This is a genomic window from Rhizobacter sp. LjRoot28 (genome assembly GCF_964253025.1).
In the GTDB taxonomy this organism is placed as follows: Bacteria; Pseudomonadota; Gammaproteobacteria; order Burkholderiales; family Burkholderiaceae_C; genus Rhizobacter.
In genome coordinates, this window is sequence record NZ_CAXUQC020000001.1 from 2,570,272 (window position 1) to 2,594,093 (window position 23,822).

The window sequence follows — 23,822 nt, forward strand, 5'->3', positions numbered from 1 at the left end:
TAATCCATCCATGCGATTTCCACGCGCTTCTTACCCCGTTCTCGCCCTGGCCCACGGGCTCGGCTTCGCGTTGCTGGCGCTGCCTGCCGCCGCACAAACCGGCGCGCCCCCGAGCGTGCCGCCCGCATCGGCCACCCCGACCACCCGTTCCGCCGTTCCCGTGCGCGACGACAGCGCGCCCGACGTCGTCACCTACGGCCAGCGCGAGGACGTCATGCGCTTCGGTGCCGAGCTCGCCGCGCGGCGGGGGCTCGACGTCCAGTGGGTCCAGCGCCATCTGGCGGAGTCGCGCTACGTGCCCAGCGTGGCCCGATTCATCATGCCGCCGCCTGCCGGCACGGCCAAGAACTGGGCCGCCTATCGCGCCCGCTTCATCGAACCGGTGCGCCTGCGTGCCGGCACGGCGTTCTGGCGCGAGCATGAGCGGTGGCTCGTCCGGGCACAGGCGATGTACGGCGTGCCGGCGGAGATCATCGTCGGCGTGATCGGCGTGGAGAGCATCTACGGCCGTCACATGGGAACCTTCCGCGTCATCGACGCGCTGGCCACCCTGTCGTTCGATTTCCCTTCCGGTCGCCGTGACCGCAGTGCCTTCTTCCGCGACGAGCTCGAGCAGTTCTTCGTGATGGCCCACAGTGAAGGCCTGGACCCGCTCGCCCCCAAGGGCAGCTACGCCGGCGCCATGGGCATGGGCCAGTTCATGCCGAGCAGCTGGAACAAGTTCGCCGTCGACTTCGATGGTGATGGGCGCATCGACATGAACCACAGCCCGGCCGATGCCATCGGCAGCGTCGCCCACTTCCTGGCCGAGGCCGGCTGGCAACGCGGACAGCCCACCCGCTACGTGGTGAGTCCACCCGTCGATTCGGTGGACCGGGCCGCCCTGCTGGGCCCCGACATCCTGCCCACCTTCTCCGCCCAGGAATTCGCCGCCCGCGGCGCCGTGCTCGAGCCTGCAGGTCAGGCACACGAGGGCAAGCTCGCCCTCGTCGAACTGCAGAACGGCGATGCCGCCCCAAGCTATGTGGCCGGCACCGCGAATTTCTATGCGGTCACGCGCTACAACTGGTCGAGCTATTACGCGCTCGCGGTAATCGAACTCGGCGAGACCATCGCGCGACTGCGACATACCGACCGCTGACGACCGTGGCCTGGACCGTGCCCCGGGGACGTCGCAACGGCCGGCGTTCCTACGGCGCCTCCGGGCTCAGCACAAGCCGCTCGTCGCTGACGGACGCCGGCCAGAGCGGAACGTCGCGCACTTGTGCCCACGGTTCGACGAAGCTGCGATAGCGGGGCGAGAAGACGTTGCCGGACTGGCCGGTGGACAGCATGATCCGCGAGCGAGCAGGGTCCGCCAGGTCGTACAGCCCCCGGAACGATGCGCCATGCTCCGAGACGTAGAGCGCGCCGGTCACGGGATCGGGCCGCATCCGCACCTTGGAGACGTTGACGGTGTAGGTGTCGCCGCCCACCGGCACGCGGGTCTCGAACAGCCATGCGAGGGCCGCGACCTTGCTGAACGGCCGGTGCTCCGAGCGAGCCTCGTGGGCATCGCCCCAGCGCCAGGTGGCGACATCGCTGCCATGGCGCGATTGCAGCTCTTCGAGCGCCTTCTCGAACGCCCGGTCGATCTGCTGGGCGCAGGTCTCGGCCGGCCCGGTGACCTTGTCGTCGCACCACCAGGCGTCGTGCCGCAGCAGCACCGCTTCCAGCGCCTCGCGGAACGTGCGCGTGCCGAGCTGCACTTCGAACAGCGGCTGCCCGACCTCGTCGGCGAACACCGCAGCAGTCAGGTGGCGTGCCCAGGCCCAGAAGATGAGTGGCGCCGCCTTGTCGGCGGACATCGTGGCGTCGAACGCGGCGATCTCGTGGCGGGCCGCCTCTGCGAGCGGGTGCGTGCTGCGGACGCTGCGCAGCAGCGGCAGCAGTCGGGCCGTGGCGCCAGACCACTCGTCGGCCTGGATGGCGCGCAGGCTGTCCAGGTCATGGCGCTCGCGAGAGGCCAGGAGCTCGACGATGCGGGCGTGGCGGTAGGGCACCGTCCATTCGCTGGTGATGAAGTGCGGGTACTCCGGGCCATGTACCCGCTGGTTCGCCGTGGCCACGAAGCCGCGCGGCGGATCGATGTCGCGTGGGGTGAGCGCCGGGTCGAGAAAGCCCGTCCAGTCGTAGCGCGTCTCCCAGCCGGGGGCCGGCACCAGTCCCTTGAGGTCGTGGTCGGGTCCGCGCAGCGGCACCCGACCGGCCGCGACCATGGCGATGCGGCCGTCGACATCGGCCACGACCATGTTCTGCATCGGCGCCACGTAGCGCCGGGCGATCTCGAGGAAGCTGCCCACCGACTCCGCGGTGTTGAGGGCAAGCCCGGTGTCGATGGACCGCACGTCGGGGTCGAGCGCCGTCCAGCGCATGGCAATGGCGTAGCCCCCGGTGGCAGGGCCCGTCAGGCCGTCAGTGGGGCCGCCGGCGTCGGAGATCACCGGCCCGTGGCGGGTGCTCCTCACGGTCACGGGAACATCAGGCTGGCCCCGCACCCGGATCGTTTCCTGCGCGGTCTCGAAGCGCGCCCAGCCGGTCGGCGTCTGGTACTGCATCGGGTCGCCGGGATGCACGCGCTCGAGGTACAGGTCCTGCACGTCGGGCGCGGTGTTCGTGAAGCCCCAGGCAATGCGCTGGTTCTGCCCGAGGACGACCATGGGCAACCCAGGCATGGTGGCACCGGCGACCTTGAATCCGGGCGCCTCCAGGCGCGCGAAGTACCACAGCGCGGGCGCGCTCAGCTTCAGGTGCGGGTCGTTGGCCAACAGCGGCTTGCCGGTGACGGTGCGCGAGCCGTGGACCACCCAGTTGTTGGATCCGACGCCATCGATGCCCGACGGCGGCGCCGCCCGAACAGCCGCCTGGGCCAGGCGGCCGTCCACCTGCAGGCCGCGCATCAGGGCCGCGTAGTCGGCGGTGGCGAGGGGCTGCTCGCCCGGGTACGGCGGCAACAGCTGATTGATGCGTTCCACCGGCAGCGTCAGTGCCAGTCGCATGCGCAGCAGTTCGGCGTTCCAGTTGCCGCCGAGGTCCCAGGCCATCATGGTGGTCCAGGCGATGGTGTCCTGCGGGGTCCAGGCCGCGGGCTGCAGGCCGAGCAGCACGAATTCGGGCGGCCGCGCCTGCAGCCCCCGCTGCAGAAAGGCATTGATGCCGGCGGTGTAGGCCAGGACGGCGGCACGCGCGTCGGGGCCCGAATGCGCCCACTGCGCCTCGGCCGCCCGGCGCACACCCAGGGCACGCAGGAAGCGATCGGTGTCGAGTGCCGGTTCGCCAAAGGCCTCGGCCAGCCGGCCGGAGCCGATGCGGCGGTGCGTCTCGAGCTGCCAGAGGCGGTCCTGGGCATGGGCGAAACCCAGGCCGAACAGCACGTCGTCGCGCGACTGGCCGCGGATGGTCGGAATGCCGTCGGCGTCGCGCTCGATGGTGATGTCGGCTACCGGGCCCGGTACCCGCAGCACGCCATCGGTGCGAGGGAGCACGCGCCACGCGTAGACCGAAAGTGAAAGCGCTGCCAGCACCAGCAGGGCCAGTCCCCACAACGCCATGCGGCGCAGCCATCTCAGCATTCGCGTCTCCCTTGCGCCTGCGACGCGCCTCCCGATCGGGCGCGGCCGATTGTCGCCCGCGCGGCGCCGCTTGCGTCAGGCGATTCGGCCGAGGAAATCCGGCTTGCCGAGCGGCACGCCGTTGTGGCGCAACAGCCCGTAGGCGGTGGTCAGGTGGAAATAGAAGTTCGGCAGCACGAAGTGCTTGAGGTAGGCCTCGCCCTTCATGGTGAAGCTGCCGTCCCGGCGCGGAATGGTGACTTCCTTGTCCTCGGTGCCGTCGATCTGGTCCGGGCGGACGCCTTGAACGAACTCGGCGGTGCGGGCGATCCGTTCGCGCAGCTGCGCGAAGCTGGTCTCGTCGTCGGCGAAGCTCGGGGCCTGGATGCCCGCCAGCCGGGCGACGCAGAATTTCGGGCCGTCGCAGGCGATCTGGATCTGCTTCACGAAGGGCAGCATGTCGGGCGCCAGCCGGGCGGCCATCAGCACGGATGTGTCGAACTTGCGCTCGGCGGCATGCGCCTCGGCACGGTCCAGCCATTGGGCAAGGTTGCCGAACATGTGGGTGAACAGGGGCACGCTGGCGGAGTACATCGAGATGGGCATGGGTTCTCCGGATGGATGTGAGGGCCGATGCTACTTCGCCCGGCCCCGTCCTGCACAACGTGCACAATCACGACAGCAGTCCCAACGCCAGAAGCCCCGTGAACATCATCATCCTCGACGACTACCAAGACGCCGTGCGCAAGCTCAAGTGCGCGGCGCACCTCGAGCACCTGAACGCCAAGGTCTTCACCAACACGGTGAAGGGCATCGGCCAGCTGTCGGTGCGCCTTCGGGACGCCGAGGTGCTCGTGCTCATCCGGGAACGGACCCAGTTTCCCCGGCAGCTGCTCGAGAAACTGCCGAAGCTCAAGCTGATCGCCCAGACCGGCCGGGTCGGCCCGCACATCGACCTGGAGACCTGCACGCGGCTGGGCATCGCGGTCGCCGAAGGCGTGGGCTCCCCGGTGGCTCCGGCCGAACTGACCTGGGCGCTCATCATGGCGTCCATGCGGCGGCTGCCGCAGTACATCGGCAACCTCAAGCACGGCGCCTGGCAACAATCCGGCCTCAAGTCGGCCTCCATGCCGCCCAACTTCGGCATCGGCACGGTGCTGCGCGGCAAGACGCTCGGCATCTGGGGCTACGGGCGCATCGGCCAGCTGGTGGCCTCGTACGGCCGCGCGTTCGGCATGGAGGTGATCGTCTGGGGCAGCGAAGCGTCCTGCCATCGCGCCCAGGCCGACGGCTATGGCACGGCGCCGTCGCGCGAGGCGTTCTTCGAGACCTGCGACGTGCTGTCGCTGCACCTGCGCCTGGAAGACGGCACCCGCGCCATCGTCAAGCCGGAAGACCTCTCCCGCATGAAACCGACCGCCCTGCTGGTCAACACCTCGCGGGCGGAGCTCATCGAGGAAGGTGCGCTGGTGTCGGCCCTGAACCGTGGCCGCCCGGGCATGGCCGCCGTCGACGTCTTCGAGAGCGAACCCATCCTGCAGGGCCATCCGCTGCTGCGACTCGAAAATGCGGTGTGCACGCCGCACATCGGTTACGTCGAGCAGACCAGCTACGAGGTGTACTTCAACGCGGCGTTCGAGAACGTCGTCAACTTCATCAACGGCAACCCGACCCACATCGTCAACCCGGAGGCGCTGAAGGTGATGCGCGGATGAGCGCCGCGGCCTCGGCCCACCAGCGGGTCTCACAGGCCCGCTGGGCGCTCATGTTCGGCAACTTCACCATCGGCTGCGGCGTGATGGTGGTGGCCGGCTCGCTCAATGACCTGATCCGTTCGCTGGAGGTGAGCGTCGCGCTGGGCGGGCAACTCATTGCCGCGGCGGCGATCGTCATGTGCATCGGCGCGCCCGTCATGGCAGCCGTCGTCGGCGGCTGGGATCGGCGCCGCCTTCTCACCTTCGCCCTGGCCTGGTACGCCGCCGGCCACCTGCTGAGCGCCCTGGCGCCCAATTACTCGCTGCTCATGCCGGTGCGCGCGCTGTGCATGCTGTCGGCCGCCGTCTTCACCCCGCAGGCGGCTGCCGTCATGGGACACGTCGCGCCGCCCGAGGAACGGGGCCGCTCCATCATCTTCATCTTTCTCGGCTGGTCGGTCGCTTCGGTGGTGGGCATGCCCGTGCACAGCTTCATCGGCGAAGCCTACGGCTGGCGCTGGGCCTTCGGGCTGGTGGCCGTGCTGTCCACGGGTGCCGCCTGGTGGGTATGGCGCGTGATGCCGGCGGGCCTGGAGTTGCCCGCCATGAAGCTGGCCGCCTGGCGCGAGGTGTTCACCCACCCCGTGCTGATGGCCATCATCGCCGTCACGGCCCTCACGAGTGCGGGCCAGTTCAGCGTGTTCGCCTACCTCGCCCCTTACTACCGGCAGGTGCTGCAGGCCGACGCGGCCCAGACGAGCGGCCTGTTCTTCTGGTTCGGCGCCTTCGGCCTCCTGGGCAACCTGCTGCTGTCGCGCTACATCGACCGGCTGGGCGCGGACCGCATCGTGGCCGGCTCGCTGGCGCTCATGGGGCTGAGCCTGTTGCTCTGGCCGCTGGCCATCACGCTGCCCCTGATGGCGGCCATCATGGTGCCATGGGGTCTGGGCGGATTCGCCTCCAACTCGGCCCAGCAAGCCCGGCTGGGCGGCGCGGCGCCGCAGTTCGCCTCGGCCCTGATGGCCCTCAACACCTCGGCGATCTACCTTGGCCAGGCCATCGGCGCGGCCGGGGGCGGCGCCCTGGTGGCCTCCAACGTGGCCGCGGGCGCCACGCCACAGGACAGCTATGCCCAGCTGCACTGGCTCGGGTTGTTGTGGATCACCGCGGCACTCGGCCTCAGCGTCTGGGCACACCGCGAACTCGGACGCCGGGGTGGACGTGCCTGACACCGCCCTCCCGCTGCAGGCGCCACGGTCCTGCAGTCACCTGTTCTGGGTCTTCACCCGAACGGCATTGCAGGGCTTTGGCGGCGTGCTGGCCGTCGCGCAGCAGGAACTGGTCGAGCGCGAACGCTGGCTCACCCGCGAAGAGTTCATGGAGATGCTGTCGGTCGGACAGGTGCTGCCCGGCCCGAACGTGGTCAACCTCTCCATGATGATCGGCGACCGGTTCTTCGGCCTGCGCGGGGCCGCCTCGGCGCTGGCCGGCATGCTCGCCCTGCCCCTCGTGCTGATGCTGCTGCTCGCCGTCCTGTACGGCCAGTTCGCTGACCACCCCCAGGTGAGCGGCGCCTTGCGCGGCATGGGTGCGGTGTCTGCAGGGCTCGTGCTGGCGACGGCGCTCAAGCTGGTTGGAACACTGCGCAGGAATGCCCTGGGGTTGCCGCTGTGCCTGGTTCTTGGCGCCCTCACGCTGCTGATGGTGGCCGTCCTCAAATGGCCGCTCGCCTGGGTGGTGCTCGGGCTGGGCCCGATCGCCGTGGCCATCGCCTGGTGGCGCCTCGCGCCATGACTGCCGTGACCACCGCCGCATTCACGGCCGCCGACCTGCTGCCGCTCTTCCTGCATTTCCTGGTGCTCAGCCTGCTGGCCGTGGGGGGCGCCATCACCACCGCGCCCGACATGCACCGCTACCTCGTGAGCGAGCAGCACTGGCTGAGCCATGAGCAGTTCACGGCGTCGGTAGCGCTGGCCCAGGCCGCGCCGGGTCCGAATGTGCTCTTCGTGGCCGTGCTGGGCTACAACGTGGCCGGCCTGGCGGGCGCGCTGGCCGCCATGACGGGCATCATGCTGCCGTCGACCACCCTGGCCCTGTGGGCCACGCGATGGGGGCGCTCTCGCAAGGAAACCCGTGGCGTGCGGGCCTTCACGGTCGGCATGGCGCCGCTCACCCTCGGGCTGCTGCTGGCCACCGGCTGGGTATTGGCCCAGCCCGCGCTGGAACATCCCGGCGCCATCGGTCTGGTCGCGGTGTCGGCCGTCGTGATGGCACGCACCCGGCTGAGTCCGATGTGGCTCGTGGCGGCCGGCGCCGTGGTCGGGGCGCTGGGCTACGCCTGAGACGCCCCCGAGCGCCGCGTCAGGCGGCCAGCGCCTCGTCCACCACACGAGGGAGGTCGGCCAGGTCGTTCTGGACTTCCGGCGTCATGCCGTCGGGGCACTGCTCGAAGGCGCTGTCGGCGTACCAGACCTCGGTGTCGCCGCCGACCCCGCGCCGCACCACCACACTCAGCAGCAGCGCGGGCGGCCCCGTGTCATCGTCCATGGACACCGGCGTGCCGCCCTGGGAGGACTCGAGCACGATGATGAGCCGACGTTCGCTGGGATCGCGTGGCGCGCGCGCCGGGTGCCCCTGGTGGAGGCGTGCCATGACGGGCAGGCCGTGTCGAAGCGCCGTGGCCTCGATGCGGGAGACGGTTTCCTCCACGCTGTAGCGGCTGACCCGCGTGTGGACATGCCGGTCCTCCACGCCCAGGGCCCGCGCTCCACCGCTGAGCGCAGTGAGGATCATCGCGGCCCCGCCGGTCATCCAGAAGCGAAACGGATTCTTCATCGAGAGCTCCTTCGCACGCTGAGGTACGCACCGTACTCGGGGCGCAGGAGCCGATCAAGCGCCGCTCGGCGCAGCCAATGTAATATTTTGTATCCTAGGGGCTGGCGTGCCTGCAGACGGAACAGCCGCGGCGGCGGGGCCCCTACCCTGTTGCATCGCAGCAGCCGTCACACGCTCCCGCCCCGGTCCTCGACGAATCGTTGGCAGCATTCCCCCGGGCAATCTGGGGGATTGTCTTCAATCCGATTCCGGCCGCCTCCGCTGCCGCAGGGCTTCGTAGAGGCAGATGCCGCTGGCCACGGACACGTTGAGGCTTTCCACCGCGCCGAGCATCGGCAGGTGGACGAGTTCGTCGCAGGTCTTGGTGGTGAGCTGCCGCATGCCGCTGCCCTCGGCGCCCAGCACCAGCGCCACCGGGCCGCTCAGGTCCACGTCGAAGAGCGAGCGTGTCGCCTGGTCGGACGTGCCGATGATGCGAATGTCACGCTCCTTGAGCTCGTTCAGGGTACGGGCCAGGTTGGTGACCATGAAGTACGGCACCGTTTCGGCCGCACCGCTGGCAACCTTCGCCACGGTGGCGTTCACGCCCACGGCATGATCCTTCGGGGCGATCACCGCGTGCGCACCGGCACCATCGGCCACTCGCAGGCAGGCGCCGAGGTTGTGCGGGTCGGTGATGCCATCGAGGACCAGGAGCAAGGGCACGGCCTCGACCGCATCGAGCGTATCGTCCAGCGAGTGGCTCATCGCGACCGCCTCGACGCGGGCGGCCACCCCCTGGTGGCGGTGCGTGCCGCACAGCTTCTGGAGACGGTCATCGTCACTGTCGACCAGCCGGACGCCGGCCTCGCGCGCGCGCTCCAGGAACTGGCGCATGCGCTGGTCGCGCCGGCTGGCGTCGAAGTGGATTTCCGTGACGGACTTCGGCGCGGTCTTCAAGCGCACCGTGACGGCATGGAAGCCGAAGAGGATCTTGTTGCTCATGCCGGCATGGTAGCCGGTGCGCCCGTGGGGAACCGCCTTCGGCTCGGCTTCAGGTCAGCACTTTGTCGACCACGGCGACCAACTCCGCGTACTGGAACGGCTTGGCAAGGTAAGCGTCGCAACCGGCCTGGAGAATGCGCTCTGCATCGCCCTTCATCGCCAACGCCGTGAGCGCGATGACCTTGATGTGGGCCGTGGCGGGGTCGGCCTTGAGCTGGCGGGTGACCTGCAGGCCGTCGAGTCCGGGCATCTGGACGTCCATCAACACCATGTCAGGCCGCCCCTGGCGGGCTTGCATCAAACCGGCCTCGCCGTCGGTCGCGGTCAGCACTTCATGTCCGGCCCGCTGCAGGAGCAGTTGTGCGAGCTTCAGGTTCTGTGGGTTGTCTTCGACCACGAGCAGCTTCGCCATGGTGTCACTCCGTCGGGGTTGTGCGCTGCCTGGCCAGTGCGCGTTTCACTTCAGCCAGCAAGCTGGAAGGCAGGAAATCGGATTTCTCGAGCACCTGCTGAACCCGGCCGGACAGCATCGCGCGGTCCTCCAGGGTCAGCAGTTTCGCGGTGAGCACGATGACCGGAATTTCGGAAGTCTGGGGGTCGGCTCGCAGCGCCCGCACGACATCGAAGCCGGACACGCTGGGCATCATCAGGTCGAGCACGATCAAGGCCGGCCGTTCCCCACGCGCCAGGTCGAGCGCTTCTGCGCCACCGTAGGCACCCACCGGATGAAAGCCGGCCAGTTCGAGGTGCTTGCTGACCAGCGTGACGGCCTTGGGATCGTCGTCCACCACCAGGACTCGCGCTCCGGGGCGCTGCCCGTTGAGGTCGACCGACGCAACCGCCGCCAGCAGGTCGTCCGGGTTCACGGGCTTGGTCAGCACTTGTGATGCCCCCATTGCGAACCCGCGGCGACGTTCGTCAGTGATCGACACGATCACCACCGGCACATTGCGCGTGTCGGCATGCTCCTTGAGCTTGCCCAGCATGTCCCAGCCGTCGGCGCCCGGCAGGATGATGTCGAGCACGATCACGGCTGGCGTGTGCTGGCGGGCGAGGATGAGGCCCTCCTCCGCCGTCCGCACCAGCTCGACGGCGTAGCCCTCCTTTTCGAGCAGGCCGACGATAAACGTGCCGGCACGGGGGTCGTCTTCCACGACCAGCACCCGCTGTGCCTCGCGAGGCGGCGCAGGCTCAGGTTGCGCCATCACGATGGCGCGGCCGGTGACGTCGGGGACCGCCGCGACCTGCTCGGAAGTCGGCACGCGCCATGGCAGCCAGACCGTGAAGGTGGAGCCCTGGCCGGGTTCGCTGGTCACCATGACGCCACCGCCGTGCAGCTCCGCCAGGCGCTTGACCATCATGAGGCCGAGTCCGGTGCCCGCGAACTTGCGGGACAAGCTGGAGTCGATCTGCACGAAGGGCTGGAAGAGCCTTTCGAGGTCACTGGGCTGGATGCCGATGCCCGTGTCGGCGACGCTGATCATGAGGTACGCCGAATGCCGGTCGATCTCGGGGGGCGCGAACACCCGGGCGTGACGGTGCTCGGTCGCCATGCGGACCTGCGCCGCGGTCACCCTCGACATCGTCAGGGTGACGTGCCCGCCTTCAGGTGTGAATTTCACGGCATTGGCGAGCAGGTTGTAGACGATCTGCTTGGCCTTGCGCGGGTCGACCATCACGCTGCCCAGGTCCGGCGGGCACACGGCTCGCAAGCGAACGCTCTGGGTCCCGGCCTTCTCGCGCATTACCGACACGCCGCTGCTCGACAGCTGTGCGACCTCGAGGGGCGCCAACTCGAGCGGCGAGTGGCCGGACTCCACCTTCGACAAGTCGAGGATGTCGTTGATCAGCGAGAGCAGGTGCTTGCCGCTCGTGAAGATGTCCGTGATGTACTCGGTCTGCTCCGCGGTGAGGTCGCCCACCATGCCGTCCTTGAGGATCTCGGAGAACCCGATGACCGCGTTGAGCGGCGTGCGCAGCTCGTGCGACATGTTGGCCAGGAACTCGCTCTTCATGCGGTCGGCCTTGCTGAGTTCCGCGTTCTTGAGCTGGATGTCCTCGCCGCGGGCGCGCAGCTGGTCGGCCAGCAGGTTCAGCTCGGCCATCTGCGCGAGGTTGTGTAGCGCGACGCCCCACTGGGCCGCCAGACGCTCCACGAAGCGGCGGTCGCCGTCCTGCACCGGACCGGCCGTGGCCAGCGAGAGCACGCCACACAGGTTGCCCTGGAAAGCGACGGGAACGAACAGCAGGGACGCAGGGGCAAGGCGCGCCAGGCCGGTCTCGATGCGCAGGCCCGAGGGGTCGTCCAGGTTGTTGACGACCACGGTCTTCTGGTCGCGCGCCGCCATGCCGAGCGGCCCTTCACCGTTGCGGACCAGGGGTTGAAGATCGTCCGGCGCGCCGTGCGAGGCCACCAATCGCAGCGCGCCACCCAGTTCCTCATGGTCGTAGTAGGCCGAGCAGATGAAGGCCGGGTTGCCGGAGAGCACCTCCAACGTGCCGGTGATGACGGTGTCCTCGTCCGGCTTGCCGTTGTACAAGGTGAGCGCGCGCGCATGCAGGTCTTCCTGCCGCTGCGTCACCCGCACCTGGTGCTCGGCCGCCTGCCGTGCCAGCAGGTCGCGCCGCACGCGCCAGTAGATGATCGGCATCGACACCAGCAACAGCACGATCAAGGTCGAGAAAAGCGCACCGGTCACCGTCGCCCGCTCGTTCTCGACGTTGGCTCGATCAGCGAGCAGCCGCCGCTCTGCATCGACCATGGCGGCGAGCAAGGGCCGAACGCGCTGCAGCACCGCCAGGCCTTCGTCGAGCCGCGCGACCGGATCGAAGGACGTGCCGTTGCGCAGCAGGCGATCGGTGTCGCGGATGATGTTGAGCCGCTCCATCATCGCCCTGCGCAAGTCTGCCAACCGGTCTTGCTGGGCCGGGTTGTCGGCGGTCAGCCGCGACACGTTGCTCGTGCTCGTGTCGAAGGCGGCCAGGGCTTCGTCGCGATCGGTCGCGAAGGACGGGCGTCGGGAGAGAATGAAGGCGCGATGAGCCGACTCCGCGCGTTCGAGGTTGGACTGCAGCGTGGTCACCTCGCTGATCACCTGCTGCGTGTGGTTCACGAAGTTCGAAGCTGTCAGCGTCTGCTGTGCGAAGTTCCAGGCGAACCCGGCCAGCGAGAGGATCAGCACGGCGCCGGCCGACAAGCCGAACAACGCCCACTGACGTACAGACAGGTGCCCCATCGACGCTCCCAGGATGACAGACCGAGATCGAGCTGGTCCCGGTGCAACTGCACGGCACCCGCACCGTGGTTCGGTGTCTGGGGCCGGCTCCCTTGTCGCGCCGGGATGATCCAAGGTTTAACACAGGCCTGCGCCGCCGGGAACCTCGGTCGACCCTAAGGCACCGGAGGTCCCGAGGGCGAGCCGCTCAGGCCAGGGCCTGGCGCAGTGCGATCCAGCCGGCAAGCAGGCCGAAGAAGAGAGGCTGGTGCACCATGTAGACGCTCAAGGACCAACGTCCCGCGATGGCAAGCCACGCGCCCGGTCGCGGCACGTTGCCGCTCAGCCAGTGCGGTCGACGGGCCAGTATCCATTGGCCTGCCGCCATGCCCCACCACATCACGCCCAACCAGGGGAGGACGGGCACGAAGTCTTCGGTCACGGGCTTGCGCGTGACGAGCCCGATCCACTGCGTGGCGCGCGTGTCGAACCATGGCGACTGCACGACCTGCGGCAGCAGGACGGCGGCCAGGCCGAGCAGCCACAACCAGCGGCCTGCCGGCGCGGTGACGCGCACGATGATCAACATCACCGCGATGCCGTGCAGCACGCCGAAGGTGATGAAGCTGCGCGGAAAGATGAACCACGAGCCGATCGTCACCAGGAGCGCACACGCCGCCACCTGCGCCCAGCGGCGCCAGAAGCGCGGCCACCGCTGCCCTTGCGTCCAGGCAACGGCCTGGCCGAGACCGGCGCAGAACAGGAACAGCGACACGATGGCGGTGCGCTGGCCGGTCCAGAAGGGATCGCGGTAGAAGTCTTCGCGAATGAACCGGAAGTGGTTCAGGTCGAAGCAGAAATGGAACACCACCATCCACACGACCGCGATACCGCGCAGGGCATCGAGCCGGTCGAAGCGAAGCGATGGCGAAGGTGATGGGTTCACTGGGTGCGCGTCAGCGGTTCGATGCGGGCGAGGTGTTCCAGGAAGCGCGGCGCCGACTGGAAGCCGATCACCCGGGAACCGGGGATCTCCCCACCGGCGGGCGGAAAGAACAGCATGGCCGGGGGACCGAACAGCTGGTGGCGGCGAAGCAGCTCCTTGTCGGCCTCGCTGTTGGCCGTCACGTCGACCCGAAGCAGATTCATGCCCGCGAGCTTTGCCCGCACGGCGGGGTCGGTCAGGGTGAAGGTCTCGAACTCCTTGCAGGAGACGCACCAGTCGGCATAGAAGTCGACCATCACCGGCTTCGTGGACGTCCGCACCGCTTCGTCGAGCGCGGCCAGCGTGGCGATGGGCGCGAACCGCAGTTCCGCCTGGCCTGCCGCGCCGGCTGAACCGGTCGGTCCGGCCGCCAGGTGGGCGAGCGGCTGCAACAGGCTGCGACCGCCAGAGGCCACGCCCACCAGCTGCATCGCAGCCAGCAGCGAGAGGCCGATGCCCACCCCCTTGGTCAGCGTGCGCCCGGGATGGCCATGGCCGTGCCCCTGTAGCGGCTCGAACGCCCCCAGGTAGACGCCACCGGCGAGCAGCAGCACCGCAGCGGCCACCATGACGACCCAGACCGGCAGCACCGGGGTCACCATCCACAGCGCCACGCCAAGGAGCAGCAGGCCGAAGAAGTGCTTGACGTGGCGCATCCAGGCGCCGGTGCGTGGCAGCAGTGTGCCGGCCGAAAGCCCGACCAGCAGGAGCGGCACACTCATGCCCACCGCCATGGAGAACAGCGCGGCACCGCCAAGCACGGTGTCGCGCGTCTGGCTGATGTAGACGAGGGCCCCGGCCAGCGGCGCGGCGACACACGGTCCGACGATGACGGCCGAGAGGCCGCCCATCACGAACACGCCGATGAACTGTCCGCCCTTGAAGCGGTTCGATGCGGCGGCGAACCGCTGCTGAAGGGCCTGCGGCATCTGCAGTTCATAGACGCCGAACATCGAGAGCGAGAGCGCCGCGAGCAGCAAGGCGAAGGCGCCCAGCACCCACGGGTTCTGCAGCGCTGCGCCCAGGCCTTCGCCGAGCAAGGCGGCAGCGACGCCGAAGGCGGTGTACACGATCGCCATCCCCAGCGAATACGACAAGGCGAGCGAGAAACCCCGGGCGCGCGAAACGCGCTCGGACTGCCCCACGATGATCGACGACAGGATGGGCACCATCGGCAGCACGCAAGGCGTGAACGACAGCAGCAGCCCGGCGAGCAGGAAGACGCCCCCCACCGACAGCAGGTTGCGGGAAGCCAGCACGCGACCGAAGGCTTCGTCTCCGGCAGCACCGGATGCGCCCGTGCTCGTGCCCGCGCCGGTGCCAGTCGCCGATGGCATCTCGGACGCGCTGCGGACGCCACCGCCGGTCAGCGCAGCAAGCAGGCCTCCGCCGCTGGATGCCGTGGCAGCCGGCACGGCGTTCGGCAGATTGACGGCCAGCAGGCCCGCCGGTCCGGCCTCGACCTGGACCGTGCGCTGCATGGGCGGATAGCACAGGCCCTTGTCGGCGCAGCCCTGGCTGCCGACCTGCAGCTGGAACGCGCCGGGCTGCAGCGTCGACGACGGCACGCTGACGACCACCGGCACGCGCTCGCGCAGGCTCTCGACATCCTTCTCGAACGTCGCGTCGTACTTGACCGTGCCGCGCGGCACGGTGGTCTCACCCAGCGCCACGCTGGACGGCTGCGCCGTAACGGTGATCTTGTCGCGATACAGGTAGTAGCCGGGCGCGACGTCGAAGCGCAGCTCGATGCGTTGCGCGTCGAGCAGCCGGACTGCCAGCGGAAAGGCCTGCTCCGGCGGCAGGTACTTCTCCTCCGCACTCCAGACGGCGGGCGCGCAGGTGGCCAGCAGCACCACGCAGGCGCCCAGCAGGCGGTTCGACAGGGAACGCAAGCCCATGATCTCGTTGCTTTCGTCGCGGCCACAGCGCCGCGCATCCCTGGGATTGTAAAAACTTCGGGACGTTCCCCGTGACAAGGCGTTTGATCTGCAACAGCTGGGCAGGATCACACGCGCACGGTCGGCCGTGCCTGACCCGGCCGCGTGCTGGCCGCGCAGGTCAGCACGCCATGCCGGCGGCTGAACCCGCGCCCGGGTTCACCGGCGGCCGGACAGCGTCCCCTGCCAGAGCGTGGCACCCGCCTGGTCCACCACGGTTAGGTCCTGCCAGTTGCGCCGCGCGACCCGCAGCACCACGCAGGGGTGGGACAGCGCCGAAGCCGTCATCGCATCGGGTGCCGGCGCGGAGACGTTGACGGCCAGCCGGGCGTCGCGTCCCTGCAGTGACACGCTGTCGCTGCTCGCGGCGACCTGATGGCCCAAGGTGGGCTTCATGCCGATCGACACCACGATGAGCTGGTCGCGGGACCAGTCGACCGGGGTACCGGCCGCACGTTCGGCCGTGCCCTGGGCCAGCGAAGACCATTGCGCAGCCGACTCGACGAGCCACGCCGCAGGACGGTCGCCAGCGAGAGGGCACTGTGCGTGGCTGCGCGCGGACGCAATGGGCCAGCGCGTGGCCTCTTCTCCGGGCGCCGCGCAGGCCACCATGCCGATCGTCACGCCGAGTGTTGCCAGCAGGCTCAGGCAGCGCGTCATCGTGCCGCACCTGCCGCCAGGCGCCTGAACACGCGCGGCGGCTCCGACGTGGCCCCTGCGCCTGCCGTACTGACGCCCCCATAGGGCGAGAGCTCGAAGTCGATGTCCGTCCGGTTGCCGGTGAGTTCGAGCACGGACAGACCGGCCCCGAACTGCGGGTAGCCGCCGCAGGCCTCGCCGCGCTGGCACAGCAGGTTGTCGTTGTCCAGGTCCGTGCCGGCCACGATCTGCACCCGCGACAGCTTGATGCCGGGCAAGCTCCAGCTGTACTTGCCGTTGACCGCGTTGGCGGCCACCTGCCCCACCGGTTCCTCGGTGGCGGGGTCGATCACGAGCACGTAGACACGGCCGAAGTCCGCGGCCGGCACCGCACCCGGCGCGAGCTTCTGGATGCTGATCTGCACGTCGAAAGCGCGCGCGCTGGTCGTGACCCGCAGCGTGGCAAAGGTGCTTCCCGTCGGCAAGCTGTCGCGCGACACCGTCACGGTGTAGGTGCCGAGGTTCGCCGCGTCGACCGCCACGGGCGTGACGGTGACGGCGGGGCTGCTGCTGGTCACGGACACCACCGTTTCGCCGGACGCTCCGCCTTGAAGGGCGAGCGTCAGGTCCGCCGTGGTGCGCAGTGCGCCGAAGTCGATGGAGGAGGGTTGGGCCACGATGGTGCCAGCGATCGGCACCGGCGCCGTCCCCGAGGTCGCGAGGGCCTCGGCGACAGCCTTGTCGGCGTTGATCAGGCCAAAACCGAAGGCGCTGTCCCGCCCGCCGGCGCCGAGGTCATCGGTCAGGCGGCCGGCGGCGAGCAGTGCATCGATCTGTTCGACGGTGATGTTCGGGTTGGCGAAGCGCATCATCGCCATCACGGCCGCCACGTGCGGCGTGGCCATGGAGGTGCCCATCATGCCGCCGTAGCTCGGCACCCGGGTGCTGCCGTTGAAGTCGCCGAGCGTGCTGAACACCTCGTCGGGCAGACCGGTACCGGTGGTCGACTGACGCGAGTCGCCGCCGGGAGCGGCCAGGCTCAGGGCGGGATCGGTGTTCGAGTAGAACGCGCGCTTCTTGGTGGCGTCCACGGCGCCGACCGAGATCACGCCAGGGCAGTTGGCCGGTGCGTTGTTGGCCGAGGCCGTTTCATTGCCCGATGCGGCCACGACGATCACGCCGGCCGCCCGAGCCTGATTGATGACGTCCGCATACACGGCCGGGCAGCTGCGCGTTCCGCCGAGGCTGAGGTTGATGACGTCGGCGCGGCGTTGCGGCAGGCGGCCCGACACGTTGGCCAGTCGCGCGGCGTACAGGATGGCTTGCGCGATGTCGTTGCTGCTGCTCGTGTCGGCACCCTGGGCGAAGACGCGGATCGGGCGCAGCTGCGCCATGGGCGCGACGCCCGCGACGCCATTGCCATCGAACGTGAGCGCCGCCACCGTGCCGGCCACGTGCGTGCCGTGGAAGCCGGTCGGGTCGCCCGGGCGGCTGGGGTCGTCGGCGTTGGCGAGGAAGCTGCCGTTGCCGCCGGTGAAGCTCGCCGCGTCGACGATCTGGGACTGCAGGTCGGGGTGATCGGCCACGATGCCACTGTCGATGACGGCCACGATCGGGCGCTGCGTCAGTTGGGCCGCCAGTGGCACGAGGCGGTTCATGGCAGCCGGCAGGCCGATCATCTCGTAGTGCCAGCGCTGGTTGGCGTACAGGCGATCGTTGGGCGGGTATGGGCCGACGAGCGCCGAGGCGGTCATGCGGTAGTTCGGCTCGGCGTAGTCGTAGAGGCCGGTGCGCGCCAGGTGCTTGGCGTAGGTGACGGTGTCGATGACGTGCTGGAACGCAGGCGGCAGGCCGCGCGCTGCGCGCTTGGCGGCGTGGGCCGCGGCAGTGCTTGCCGAGCCTTCACCGGAGGCCAGTTGCTTGGTGCGTTCGCCGGTTGACGGGTTCGACAGGCTGGCCAGGCGATCGAGGGCGAGCGCGCGTTCAGCGTCATCGGCCGGCAGGCGCAGCAGACCGGGAACGCCGGCGGCCGTGGCCGCCACGCTCAGGCCGCCGGCGCGCAGAGCCCGGGCACGAGCCTGATCACCCGCTTGCGCATCGGCGCCCGCGGCCGAGCGCGGCTTGGCCACGATTTCGCCCGCCACCATCCCGCCGGCCGTCTGGACGACGTTGCTGCAATTGCCGCCCTCACCTGGAGCGCCAATGCGCATGTTGTAGAGGGCCGCGCCGGTGTAGGCCACGACGGCGATGTAGTGACGCCCCGGGCGCTCGATGCGCAAGCATTCGTAGCTCCGCTGGCCATCGGACACGCCGATGGGCGGGGAATCGACATTGGAGCCTTCTGCGAAGACATAGAGGTCGACGTCGTTGACGGTCGGATCGGCGCTGAATTCGAGCTCGATCACCTGACCGGCCTTCAAATCGACCTGGAATCCGTCGAGTTCGTCGCCCACCGAGAAGTTGGGACCCTCGGGGCCTTTGCCGGGCAGATTCACCGAGCCCAGCACATAGACCGGCGACATCAGCTGTTGCGCGGTGGCGAAGCTGTCGTTCGCCTTGCGTCCCGCCTGATTCGGATCGTTGCTGTCGGAATCGACCGCGGAGGTTTCGGGCACGGTGAGCGTGCCGCCGAGCGTGTAGCCCTCGGCCGGTGGTTCGACCGGACCACCACCACCGCCACCACCGCCGCACCCAGCGAGCACCACCAGAGCGGAGGCGAGCAGCGAGTTGAAAATGCTTGTCTTGACCATGAAGCGTTCGGGCTCTGCGGCCCCCCTGATCTGCGCAAAACCCGATCGTAGCCCGATGCGCCCCGATGACCGACCAACGAAGTCCCTACGGATAGGGGGCCCGAATGGGGGGATTGCAACCGGGTGTGAGCCCCGCCGGTGGCAGGCGTTCGGGTGCGCCGCAGCGCCACGAGGTTCCGCACGGCCTCGCCGGCCGGTCGTCAAGAGGCACGGCCAAGCCGCCTGGCCGCCAGGTGCGCGGCCCGGCCGGCCGGCCGGCCGGCCGGGTTTAGGATGCGCCTTCGATGGAGCCGTGCGTCAAGTCAGGCGACCGAGCCGCGTCCGGCCGCGAGCGGCGGCATGTCCACCTTCACGTCGCCGCACTGCGCACGATGGCGCAAGGTGTGGTCCATCAGCACGAGCGCGAGCATCGCCTCGGCGATGGGAGTGGCGCGAATGCCGACGCACGGGTCATGGCGGCCGAAGGTCTCGACCATGGTGGGCGTGCCGTGCAGGTCTACCGACGGGCGGGCCGTGCGGATGGAGCTGGTCGGCTTGATGGCGATCTCGACGGTGATGTCCTGCCCGGTCGAGATGCCGCCCAGGATGCCGCCGGCGTTGTTCCCGCCGAAGCCGGTGGGGTGGAGTTCGTCGCCGTGGGTCGTGCCGCGCTGGCTGACACTCGCGAAGCCAGCCCCGATCTCCACGCCCTTGACCGCGTTGATGCCCATCATGGCGTAGGCGATGTCGGCGTCGAGCTTGTCGAACAGGGGCGCGCCGAGGCCCACCGGCACGTGCCGGGCGGCGACGGCAATGCGCGCGCCACAGCTGTCCCCGGCCTTGCGCAGCTCGTCCATGTACGCTTCGAGGCGCGGGATGTCCGTCTGGTTGGCGGCGAAGAACGGGTTCTCCGGCACATGCGTCATCGACTCGAAGGGAATCTCGATCTCGCCGATCTGCACCATGTGGCCGTCGAAGGTGGTGCCGTGCTGTTCACGCAGCCATTTGCGGGCGACCGCACCGGCGGCGACCATCGGCGCCGTCAAGCGCGCAGACGAGCGACCGCCGCCGCGCGGATCGCGCACGCCGTACTTGTGCCAGTAGGTGTAGTCGGCATGCCCGGGGCGGAAGGTCTGCAGGATGTTCCCGTAGTCCTTGCTGCGCTGGTCGGTGTTGCGGATCAGCAGGCAGATGGGCGTGCCCGTCGTGCGGCCCTCGTACACGCCGGAGAGGATCTCGACCGCGTCAGGCTCGTTGCGCTGCGTGACGTGGCGGGAGGTGCCGGGCCGGCGCCGATCGAGTTCGGGCTGGATGTCGGCCTCGGAGAGCGCCATGCCCGGAGGGCAGCCGTCGATCACGCACCCGATGGCAGGGCCGTGGGATTCACCGAAGTTGGTGACGCAGAACAGGGAACCGAAGGTGCTGCCGGACATGGGGATGGTGACCGAGGGGACGGGCTGGCATTTTACGCCGCGCCCTGCCCTGCGGCGGCACGGCAGTCACGAGGGCCCGGGCTCGCGCAACGCGGTTGCACGCGCCGAGCGCACAGCGGACGTTCAGAGTTGGGTCTGCGGAACGGTTTGCTCTTCGCCAGCCGGCCAGTCCCGGATGTAGGCCTTGAGCATGCGGTTCTCGAAGTCCTGCGTTTCGACCACGGCGCGCGCGACGTCGTAGAAGGAGATCACGCCCATCAGCGTGCGTTGCGTCAGCACCGGCATGTAGCGGGCATGGCGGTCGAGCATCATGCGGCGCACTTCGTCGATCTCGGTGTCGGGGGTGCAGGTCAGCGGATGGTCGTCCATCACGCCTCGCACGGTGGAGTTGCCCACCGACCCGCCATTGCCGACGATGGCCAGGATCACCTCGCGGAAGGTCAGCATGCCGACCAGGTCGCCATGGTCCATCACGACCAGCGAGCCGATGTCGCGCTCGGCCATCGTCTCCAGTGCATCGTGCAGGGACTGATCAGGCGAGACGGTGAACAGCGTGCCCCCTTTGACACGCAGGATATCGGCGACTTTCATGGGAGCTCCTTCCAGGCGATTTCGAATCAATATAGCCCGAAACCCGGATCCGCAACACCCCTCGCGGCCGTTCCCGGCGTGATCCGGCGGAAGGGGATTCCCCAGGTCTCCGACGTCTTCACGGCACCCCGATCAGGTCCTGGAGCTTGATGTCGTCGAGGCGGGCCTGCTGCCAGAAGGGCGCGACGCCGGCCGTGCGCTCCACCAGCACGCGTCGCAACAGGGCTTCGGCCGACGTGGCGGAAGGGTCGCAGAGCAGCACGTAGCGCGCACCGCCCTCCTCGTCCAGGCGGCCGAGCCAATCGATCTCGACCAGGCTGTCGAGCAGCGGTTCAATCTGCAGCGGGTCGGTGCGCAAGGTCTCGGACAACTGTGCGGCGCTGAGCCCGTGGTGGGGCGCGCGGCGCGCCAGCGCGAATTCGCGCAGCATGGCAATCGCGAGCTCGAAGCGGAAACCCGGCACCTCCGGGCGGCGCACCACCCGCATCTGCAGGCTGGGCGCATAGGCGGTCACCACCGCCCCCAGCAGCACGATCACCCAACCCAGGTAGATCCAGATCAGCAGGATGGGCACGGTGGCGAAGGCGCCGTAGATGTTGGCAAAGCTCGGCACGTTGCCGAGGTACAGCGCGAGCCCTTTCTTCGCGACTTCAAAGCCCGCGGACACGAAGACGCCGCCGGACAGCGCATGCCGCCATCGGACGTGCGTGTTGGGCACATAGCGAAAGAGCGCCGCCATGCCGCCGGCCAGCATGAGGAACTCCAGCACGTTGAGGAGGAAGGTCACGCCGCCCGGCATGGCGCCGACGAAGCCCTTGGAGGCCGAGATGGCATAGGACGTGAGCGACAGGCTGACCCCGAGCAGCAAGGGCCCGAGTGTCATGCAGGCCCAGTACACCAGCACCCGCTGCGCGATCGGGCGTGGCTTGGGCACGCGCCAGATGGCATTGAGGGTGCGATCGATGGTGAGCATCAGCGTCACCGCGGTGAAGACCAGCAGCACGAGGCCGAACGCGCCCAGCCGGTTGGCCTTGCTCGCGAACTGGGTGAGCGCATTGAGCACCGGACGCGCGATGTTGTCCGGCACGAGGGCCTGCAGAAAGTACTTCTGCAGCGAATCCTGGAACTTGGCGAAGATCGGGAAGGCAGTGAACAGGGCGAGCATCACCGTCACGAGCGGCACGAGCGAGATGAGGGTCGTGAAGGTGAGGCTGCTGGCGGTGACGCCGAGGCGGTCTTCGCGAAACCGCAGACGCAAGGTCAGCAGCGTCGCGCGCCATGGCCAGTGCTGGAGTTCGGCGAGTCCTTCGGCCAACTGGGTGCGCCAGCTGGCCTTGAACGAGGGGGAAAGGTTCATTGGTGGCATCATATCCAGCGATGAACTCTGTCTCCGTTGTCGACTGGACCCGCCGCTGTGCGGTGGCGAGCCTGCTGGGCCTGATCGTGCTGGGCCTCGCCTGGGAACTCTGGCTGGCACCCATCCGCCCGGGAGGTTCCTGGCTCGCGCTCAAGGTGCTGCCGCTCGCCTTCCCGTTGGCGGGCCTGCTCAAGAACCGCATGTACACCTACCGCTGGCTCAGCCTGATGGTTTGGCTGTACTTCACCGAAGGCGTGGTTCGCGCCGCCAGCGATCGCGGCCTGAGCGCCGCACTGGCGGGCATCGAGGTGCTGCTGTGCACCGTGCTCTTCGCAGCCTGCGCCGTGCACGTCCGCTGGCGGCTCAAGCATGCGCCCCGGGTCGAGCCCGCCCCTTCGAAAGCCCTCTGATGAACCCTGTCCTCGAACTTCTCCGTGCCGCTGTCGGCCCCGCCAACGTCCTGACGGAGGGCGACCTCAGCGCCTGGGAAGTCGACTGGCGCAAGCGCTATCGCGGCCGGGCGCTGGCCGTGGTGCGCCCGGGCTCCACCGAGCAGGTGGCGGCCGTCGTCAAGGCCTGCGCCGCGCACGGCGTGCCGCTGGTGACCCAGGGCGGCAACACGGGACTGGTCGGCGGCTCGGTGCCGGACGCCTCGGGTACCCAGGTGCTGCTCAGCCTCACGCGGCTGAACCGCGTCCGTGAGGTCGACGCAGCGAACCTGACGATGACCGTCGACGCCGGCTGCATCCTGCAGACCGTGCAGGAGACCGCTGATGCCGCCGGCCTGATGTTCCCGCTCAGCCTCGCGGCCGAGGGCAGCTGCACCATTGGCGGCAACCTTGCCTGCAACGCCGGCGGCACGCAGGTGGTGCGGTACGGCAACGCCCGCGACCTGTGCCTGGGCCTGGAGGTGGTGACCTCGGCCGGCGACGTGTGGAACGGCCTGGCGGGCCTGCGCAAGGACAACACCGGCTACGACTTGCGCGACCTCTTCATCGGCAGCGAAGGCACGCTGGGCATCATCACGGCCGCCACCCTGAAGCTGTACCCGCGCCCGGCCGCGGTGATGACGGCCCTGGCCACGGTGCCGTCGATGGAAGCGGCGGTCGCCCTGCTCCAGGCGGCCCAGTCGCGCCTGGGCTCCGGTCTCACCGGCTTCGAGGTGATGAACGGTTTTTCCCTGCAGCTCGTTCGGCAGCACTTCCCGCACCTGCGGCAGCCCTTGCCCCCCTCGGAATGGACGGTGCTGCTCGAACAGTCCGATGCCGAAGGCGAGGCCCACGCGCGCAGCCTGTTCGAAGGCCTGCTGGAGGCGGCGCTGGAGTCGGGCACCATCACCGATGCCGCCGTGGCCGAGACCATCGACCAATCCCATGCGATGTGGCACCTGCGCGAGTCGATTCCCCTGGCCCAGGCCGAGGAAGGCCTCAACGTGAAGCACGACATCTCGCTGCCCATCTCCCGCATTCCCGAGTTCGTCGAACGCACCGACGCGGCCCTCACCGCCCGCTGGCCGGGCCTGCGGCTGGTGAACTTCGGGCACCTGGGCGACGGCAACCTGCACTACAACGTGCAGGCCCCGGCCGGCGGCTCGGCGGCTGATTTCCTGCGCGAGCACGAAGCCGGCGTGAATGCGGTGGTGTACGACGCGGTGACCGCGCACGACGGCTCCATCTCGGCCGAGCACGGCATCGGCATGCTCAAACGCGAGGAACTGGTGCGCCGCAAGTCGCCCGTGGCGCTCGGCCTGATGCGGGCGGTCAAGCAGGCGCTCGACCCTCACGGGCTGATGAACCCGGGCCGCCTGCTCTGAACGCAGGCTGAGCGCCG

The 23,822-nt window shown here is 69.1% G+C and carries 20 protein-coding genes; 7 read left to right on the forward strand and 13 right to left on the reverse strand.

The window, feature by feature from the left end; translation table 11 throughout:
• Positions 1 to 10 precede the first annotated feature (10 nt).
• Positions 11 to 1,141: a lytic murein transglycosylase B gene (gene mltB, locus ACSQ2F_RS11715; RefSeq protein ID WP_436022930.1), complete on the forward strand. Its 1,131-nt coding sequence runs from the start codon at positions 11 to 13 to the stop codon at positions 1,139 to 1,141.
• 49 nt (positions 1,142 to 1,190) lie between these two features.
• Here mltB and ACSQ2F_RS11720 read toward each other — a convergent pair whose 3' ends face one another.
• Entirely contained in the window at positions 1,191 to 3,611 is a 2,421-nt protein-coding gene (locus ACSQ2F_RS11720; RefSeq protein ID WP_436022932.1) for a penicillin acylase family protein, read from the reverse strand.
• A 75-nt stretch (positions 3,612 to 3,686) separates the two neighbouring features.
• Positions 3,687 to 4,196 (reverse strand): DUF1993 domain-containing protein, encoded by a 510-nt coding sequence (locus ACSQ2F_RS11725; protein WP_436022934.1) that lies wholly within the window; start codon positions 4,194 to 4,196, stop codon positions 3,687 to 3,689.
• Positions 4,197 to 4,294: 98 nt separating this feature from the next.
• Here ACSQ2F_RS11725 and ACSQ2F_RS11730 point away from each other — a divergent pair, with 98 nt between their 5' ends.
• The 4 genes from ACSQ2F_RS11730 to ACSQ2F_RS11745 are packed head-to-tail and all read left to right on the forward strand — an operon-like array spanning position 4,295 to position 7,626.
• On the forward strand, positions 4,295 to 5,305 hold the full coding sequence (locus tag ACSQ2F_RS11730; RefSeq protein ID WP_436022936.1) for a D-2-hydroxyacid dehydrogenase family protein: 1,011 nt from the start codon (positions 4,295 to 4,297) through the stop codon (positions 5,303 to 5,305).
• Positions 5,302 to 6,513 carry an MFS transporter gene (locus tag ACSQ2F_RS11735; RefSeq protein ID WP_436022938.1) on the forward strand — a complete coding sequence of 404 codons (1,212 nt, stop codon included), beginning with the start codon at positions 5,302 to 5,304 and terminating at the stop codon, positions 6,511 to 6,513. The genes ACSQ2F_RS11730 and ACSQ2F_RS11735 overlap by 4 nt, the downstream gene beginning before the upstream one ends.
• On the forward strand, positions 6,506 to 7,078 hold the full coding sequence (locus ACSQ2F_RS11740; protein ID WP_436022940.1) for a chromate transporter: 573 nt from the start codon (positions 6,506 to 6,508) through the stop codon (positions 7,076 to 7,078). Before ACSQ2F_RS11735 ends, ACSQ2F_RS11740 begins: the two co-directional genes overlap by 8 nt.
• On the forward strand, positions 7,075 to 7,626 hold the full coding sequence (locus tag ACSQ2F_RS11745) for a chromate transporter (RefSeq protein WP_436022942.1): 552 nt from the start codon (positions 7,075 to 7,077) through the stop codon (positions 7,624 to 7,626). Before ACSQ2F_RS11740 ends, ACSQ2F_RS11745 begins: the two co-directional genes overlap by 4 nt.
• Before the next feature lie 19 nt (positions 7,627 to 7,645).
• Here the strand turns inward: ACSQ2F_RS11745 and ACSQ2F_RS11750 are convergent, their stop codons facing one another.
• The 11 genes from ACSQ2F_RS11750 to ACSQ2F_RS11800 form a co-directional block, all read right to left on the reverse strand.
• Positions 7,646 to 8,119, reverse strand: a complete 474-nt coding sequence (locus tag ACSQ2F_RS11750; protein ID WP_436022944.1) for a hypothetical protein — start codon at positions 8,117 to 8,119, stop codon at positions 7,646 to 7,648.
• Between the two features lie 237 nt (positions 8,120 to 8,356).
• On the reverse strand, positions 8,357 to 9,103 hold the full coding sequence (gene rlmB / locus ACSQ2F_RS11755) for a 23S rRNA (guanosine(2251)-2'-O)-methyltransferase RlmB (RefSeq protein WP_436022946.1): 747 nt from the start codon (positions 9,101 to 9,103) through the stop codon (positions 8,357 to 8,359).
• A 49-nt stretch (positions 9,104 to 9,152) separates the two neighbouring features.
• Positions 9,153 to 9,515: a response regulator gene (locus tag ACSQ2F_RS11760; protein WP_436022948.1), complete on the reverse strand. Its 363-nt coding sequence runs from the start codon at positions 9,513 to 9,515 to the stop codon at positions 9,153 to 9,155.
• Positions 9,516 to 9,519: 4 nt separating this feature from the next.
• Positions 9,520 to 12,339: a response regulator gene (locus tag ACSQ2F_RS11765; protein WP_436022950.1), complete on the reverse strand. Its 2,820-nt coding sequence runs from the start codon at positions 12,337 to 12,339 to the stop codon at positions 9,520 to 9,522.
• A gap of 187 nt (positions 12,340 to 12,526) precedes the next feature.
• Positions 12,527 to 13,192, reverse strand: coding sequence for a DUF1624 domain-containing protein (locus tag ACSQ2F_RS11770; RefSeq protein WP_436026804.1), 666 nt, complete (start codon positions 13,190 to 13,192; stop codon positions 12,527 to 12,529).
• A 68-nt stretch (positions 13,193 to 13,260) separates the two neighbouring features.
• A complete protein-coding gene (gene dsbD / locus ACSQ2F_RS11775; protein ID WP_436022952.1) occupies positions 13,261 to 15,204 on the reverse strand; it encodes a protein-disulfide reductase DsbD in 1,944 nt (647 codons plus the stop codon).
• Between the two features lie 198 nt (positions 15,205 to 15,402).
• Complete coding sequence (locus ACSQ2F_RS11780; RefSeq protein ID WP_436022954.1) at positions 15,403 to 15,903, reverse strand: protease complex subunit PrcB family protein; 501 nt, start codon at positions 15,901 to 15,903, stop codon at positions 15,403 to 15,405.
• Entirely contained in the window at positions 15,900 to 18,632 is a 2,733-nt protein-coding gene (locus tag ACSQ2F_RS11785) for a S8 family serine peptidase (RefSeq protein ID WP_436022956.1), read from the reverse strand. Before ACSQ2F_RS11785 ends, ACSQ2F_RS11780 begins: the two co-directional genes overlap by 4 nt.
• Before the next feature lie 302 nt (positions 18,633 to 18,934).
• Positions 18,935 to 20,044, reverse strand: coding sequence for a chorismate synthase (gene aroC, locus ACSQ2F_RS11790; RefSeq protein ID WP_436022958.1), 1,110 nt, complete (start codon positions 20,042 to 20,044; stop codon positions 18,935 to 18,937).
• A gap of 123 nt (positions 20,045 to 20,167) precedes the next feature.
• Positions 20,168 to 20,635 carry a CBS domain-containing protein gene (locus ACSQ2F_RS11795; RefSeq protein ID WP_436022960.1) on the reverse strand — a complete coding sequence of 156 codons (468 nt, stop codon included), beginning with the start codon at positions 20,633 to 20,635 and terminating at the stop codon, positions 20,168 to 20,170.
• A 118-nt stretch (positions 20,636 to 20,753) separates the two neighbouring features.
• Positions 20,754 to 21,992 (reverse strand): YihY family inner membrane protein, encoded by a 1,239-nt coding sequence (locus ACSQ2F_RS11800; RefSeq protein WP_436022962.1) that lies wholly within the window; start codon positions 21,990 to 21,992, stop codon positions 20,754 to 20,756.
• 20 nt (positions 21,993 to 22,012) lie between these two features.
• Between ACSQ2F_RS11800 and ACSQ2F_RS11805 the strand changes: the two genes are divergently transcribed.
• On the forward strand, positions 22,013 to 22,402 hold the full coding sequence (locus ACSQ2F_RS11805; protein ID WP_436022964.1) for a DUF2069 domain-containing protein: 390 nt from the start codon (positions 22,013 to 22,015) through the stop codon (positions 22,400 to 22,402).
• A complete protein-coding gene (locus tag ACSQ2F_RS11810; RefSeq protein WP_436022966.1) occupies positions 22,402 to 23,805 on the forward strand; it encodes an FAD-binding oxidoreductase in 1,404 nt (467 codons plus the stop codon). The genes ACSQ2F_RS11805 and ACSQ2F_RS11810 overlap by 1 nt, the downstream gene beginning before the upstream one ends.
• Positions 23,806 to 23,822 lie beyond the last annotated feature (17 nt).

Excerpts from the sequence above, each read along its gene's own strand:
- ACSQ2F_RS11745 (WP_436022942.1), top strand. The coding sequence starts at position 7,075 with ATGACTGCCGTGACCACCGCCGCATTCACGGCCGCCGACCTGCTGCCG.
- ACSQ2F_RS11785 (WP_436022956.1), bottom strand. The coding sequence starts at position 18,632 with ATGGTCAAGACAAGCATTTTCAACTCGCTGCTCGCCTCCGCTCTGGTG.
- ACSQ2F_RS11805 (WP_436022964.1), top strand. The coding sequence starts at position 22,013 with ATGAACTCTGTCTCCGTTGTCGACTGGACCCGCCGCTGTGCGGTGGCG.
- ACSQ2F_RS11760 (WP_436022948.1), bottom strand. The coding sequence starts at position 9,515 with ATGGCGAAGCTGCTCGTGGTCGAAGACAACCCACAGAACCTGAAGCTC.
- aroC (WP_436022958.1), bottom strand. The coding sequence starts at position 20,044 with ATGTCCGGCAGCACCTTCGGTTCCCTGTTCTGCGTCACCAACTTCGGT.
- ACSQ2F_RS11765 (WP_436022950.1), bottom strand. The coding sequence starts at position 12,339 with ATGGGGCACCTGTCTGTACGTCAGTGGGCGTTGTTCGGCTTGTCGGCC.
- dsbD (WP_436022952.1), bottom strand. The coding sequence starts at position 15,204 with ATGGGCTTGCGTTCCCTGTCGAACCGCCTGCTGGGCGCCTGCGTGGTG.
- ACSQ2F_RS11795 (WP_436022960.1), bottom strand. The coding sequence starts at position 20,635 with ATGAAAGTCGCCGATATCCTGCGTGTCAAAGGGGGCACGCTGTTCACC.
- ACSQ2F_RS11720 (WP_436022932.1), bottom strand. The coding sequence starts at position 3,611 with ATGCTGAGATGGCTGCGCCGCATGGCGTTGTGGGGACTGGCCCTGCTG.
- rlmB (WP_436022946.1), bottom strand. The coding sequence starts at position 9,103 with ATGAGCAACAAGATCCTCTTCGGCTTCCATGCCGTCACGGTGCGCTTG.
- ACSQ2F_RS11810 (WP_436022966.1), top strand. The coding sequence starts at position 22,402 with ATGAACCCTGTCCTCGAACTTCTCCGTGCCGCTGTCGGCCCCGCCAAC.
- ACSQ2F_RS11770 (WP_436026804.1), bottom strand. The coding sequence starts at position 13,192 with ATGGTGGTGTTCCATTTCTGCTTCGACCTGAACCACTTCCGGTTCATT.
- ACSQ2F_RS11750 (WP_436022944.1), bottom strand. The coding sequence starts at position 8,119 with ATGAAGAATCCGTTTCGCTTCTGGATGACCGGCGGGGCCGCGATGATC.
- ACSQ2F_RS11725 (WP_436022934.1), bottom strand. The coding sequence starts at position 4,196 with ATGCCCATCTCGATGTACTCCGCCAGCGTGCCCCTGTTCACCCACATG.
- ACSQ2F_RS11780 (WP_436022954.1), bottom strand. The coding sequence starts at position 15,903 with ATGACGCGCTGCCTGAGCCTGCTGGCAACACTCGGCGTGACGATCGGC.
- ACSQ2F_RS11735 (WP_436022938.1), top strand. The coding sequence starts at position 5,302 with ATGAGCGCCGCGGCCTCGGCCCACCAGCGGGTCTCACAGGCCCGCTGG.
- mltB (WP_436022930.1), top strand. The coding sequence starts at position 11 with ATGCGATTTCCACGCGCTTCTTACCCCGTTCTCGCCCTGGCCCACGGG.
- ACSQ2F_RS11800 (WP_436022962.1), bottom strand. The coding sequence starts at position 21,992 with ATGAACCTTTCCCCCTCGTTCAAGGCCAGCTGGCGCACCCAGTTGGCC.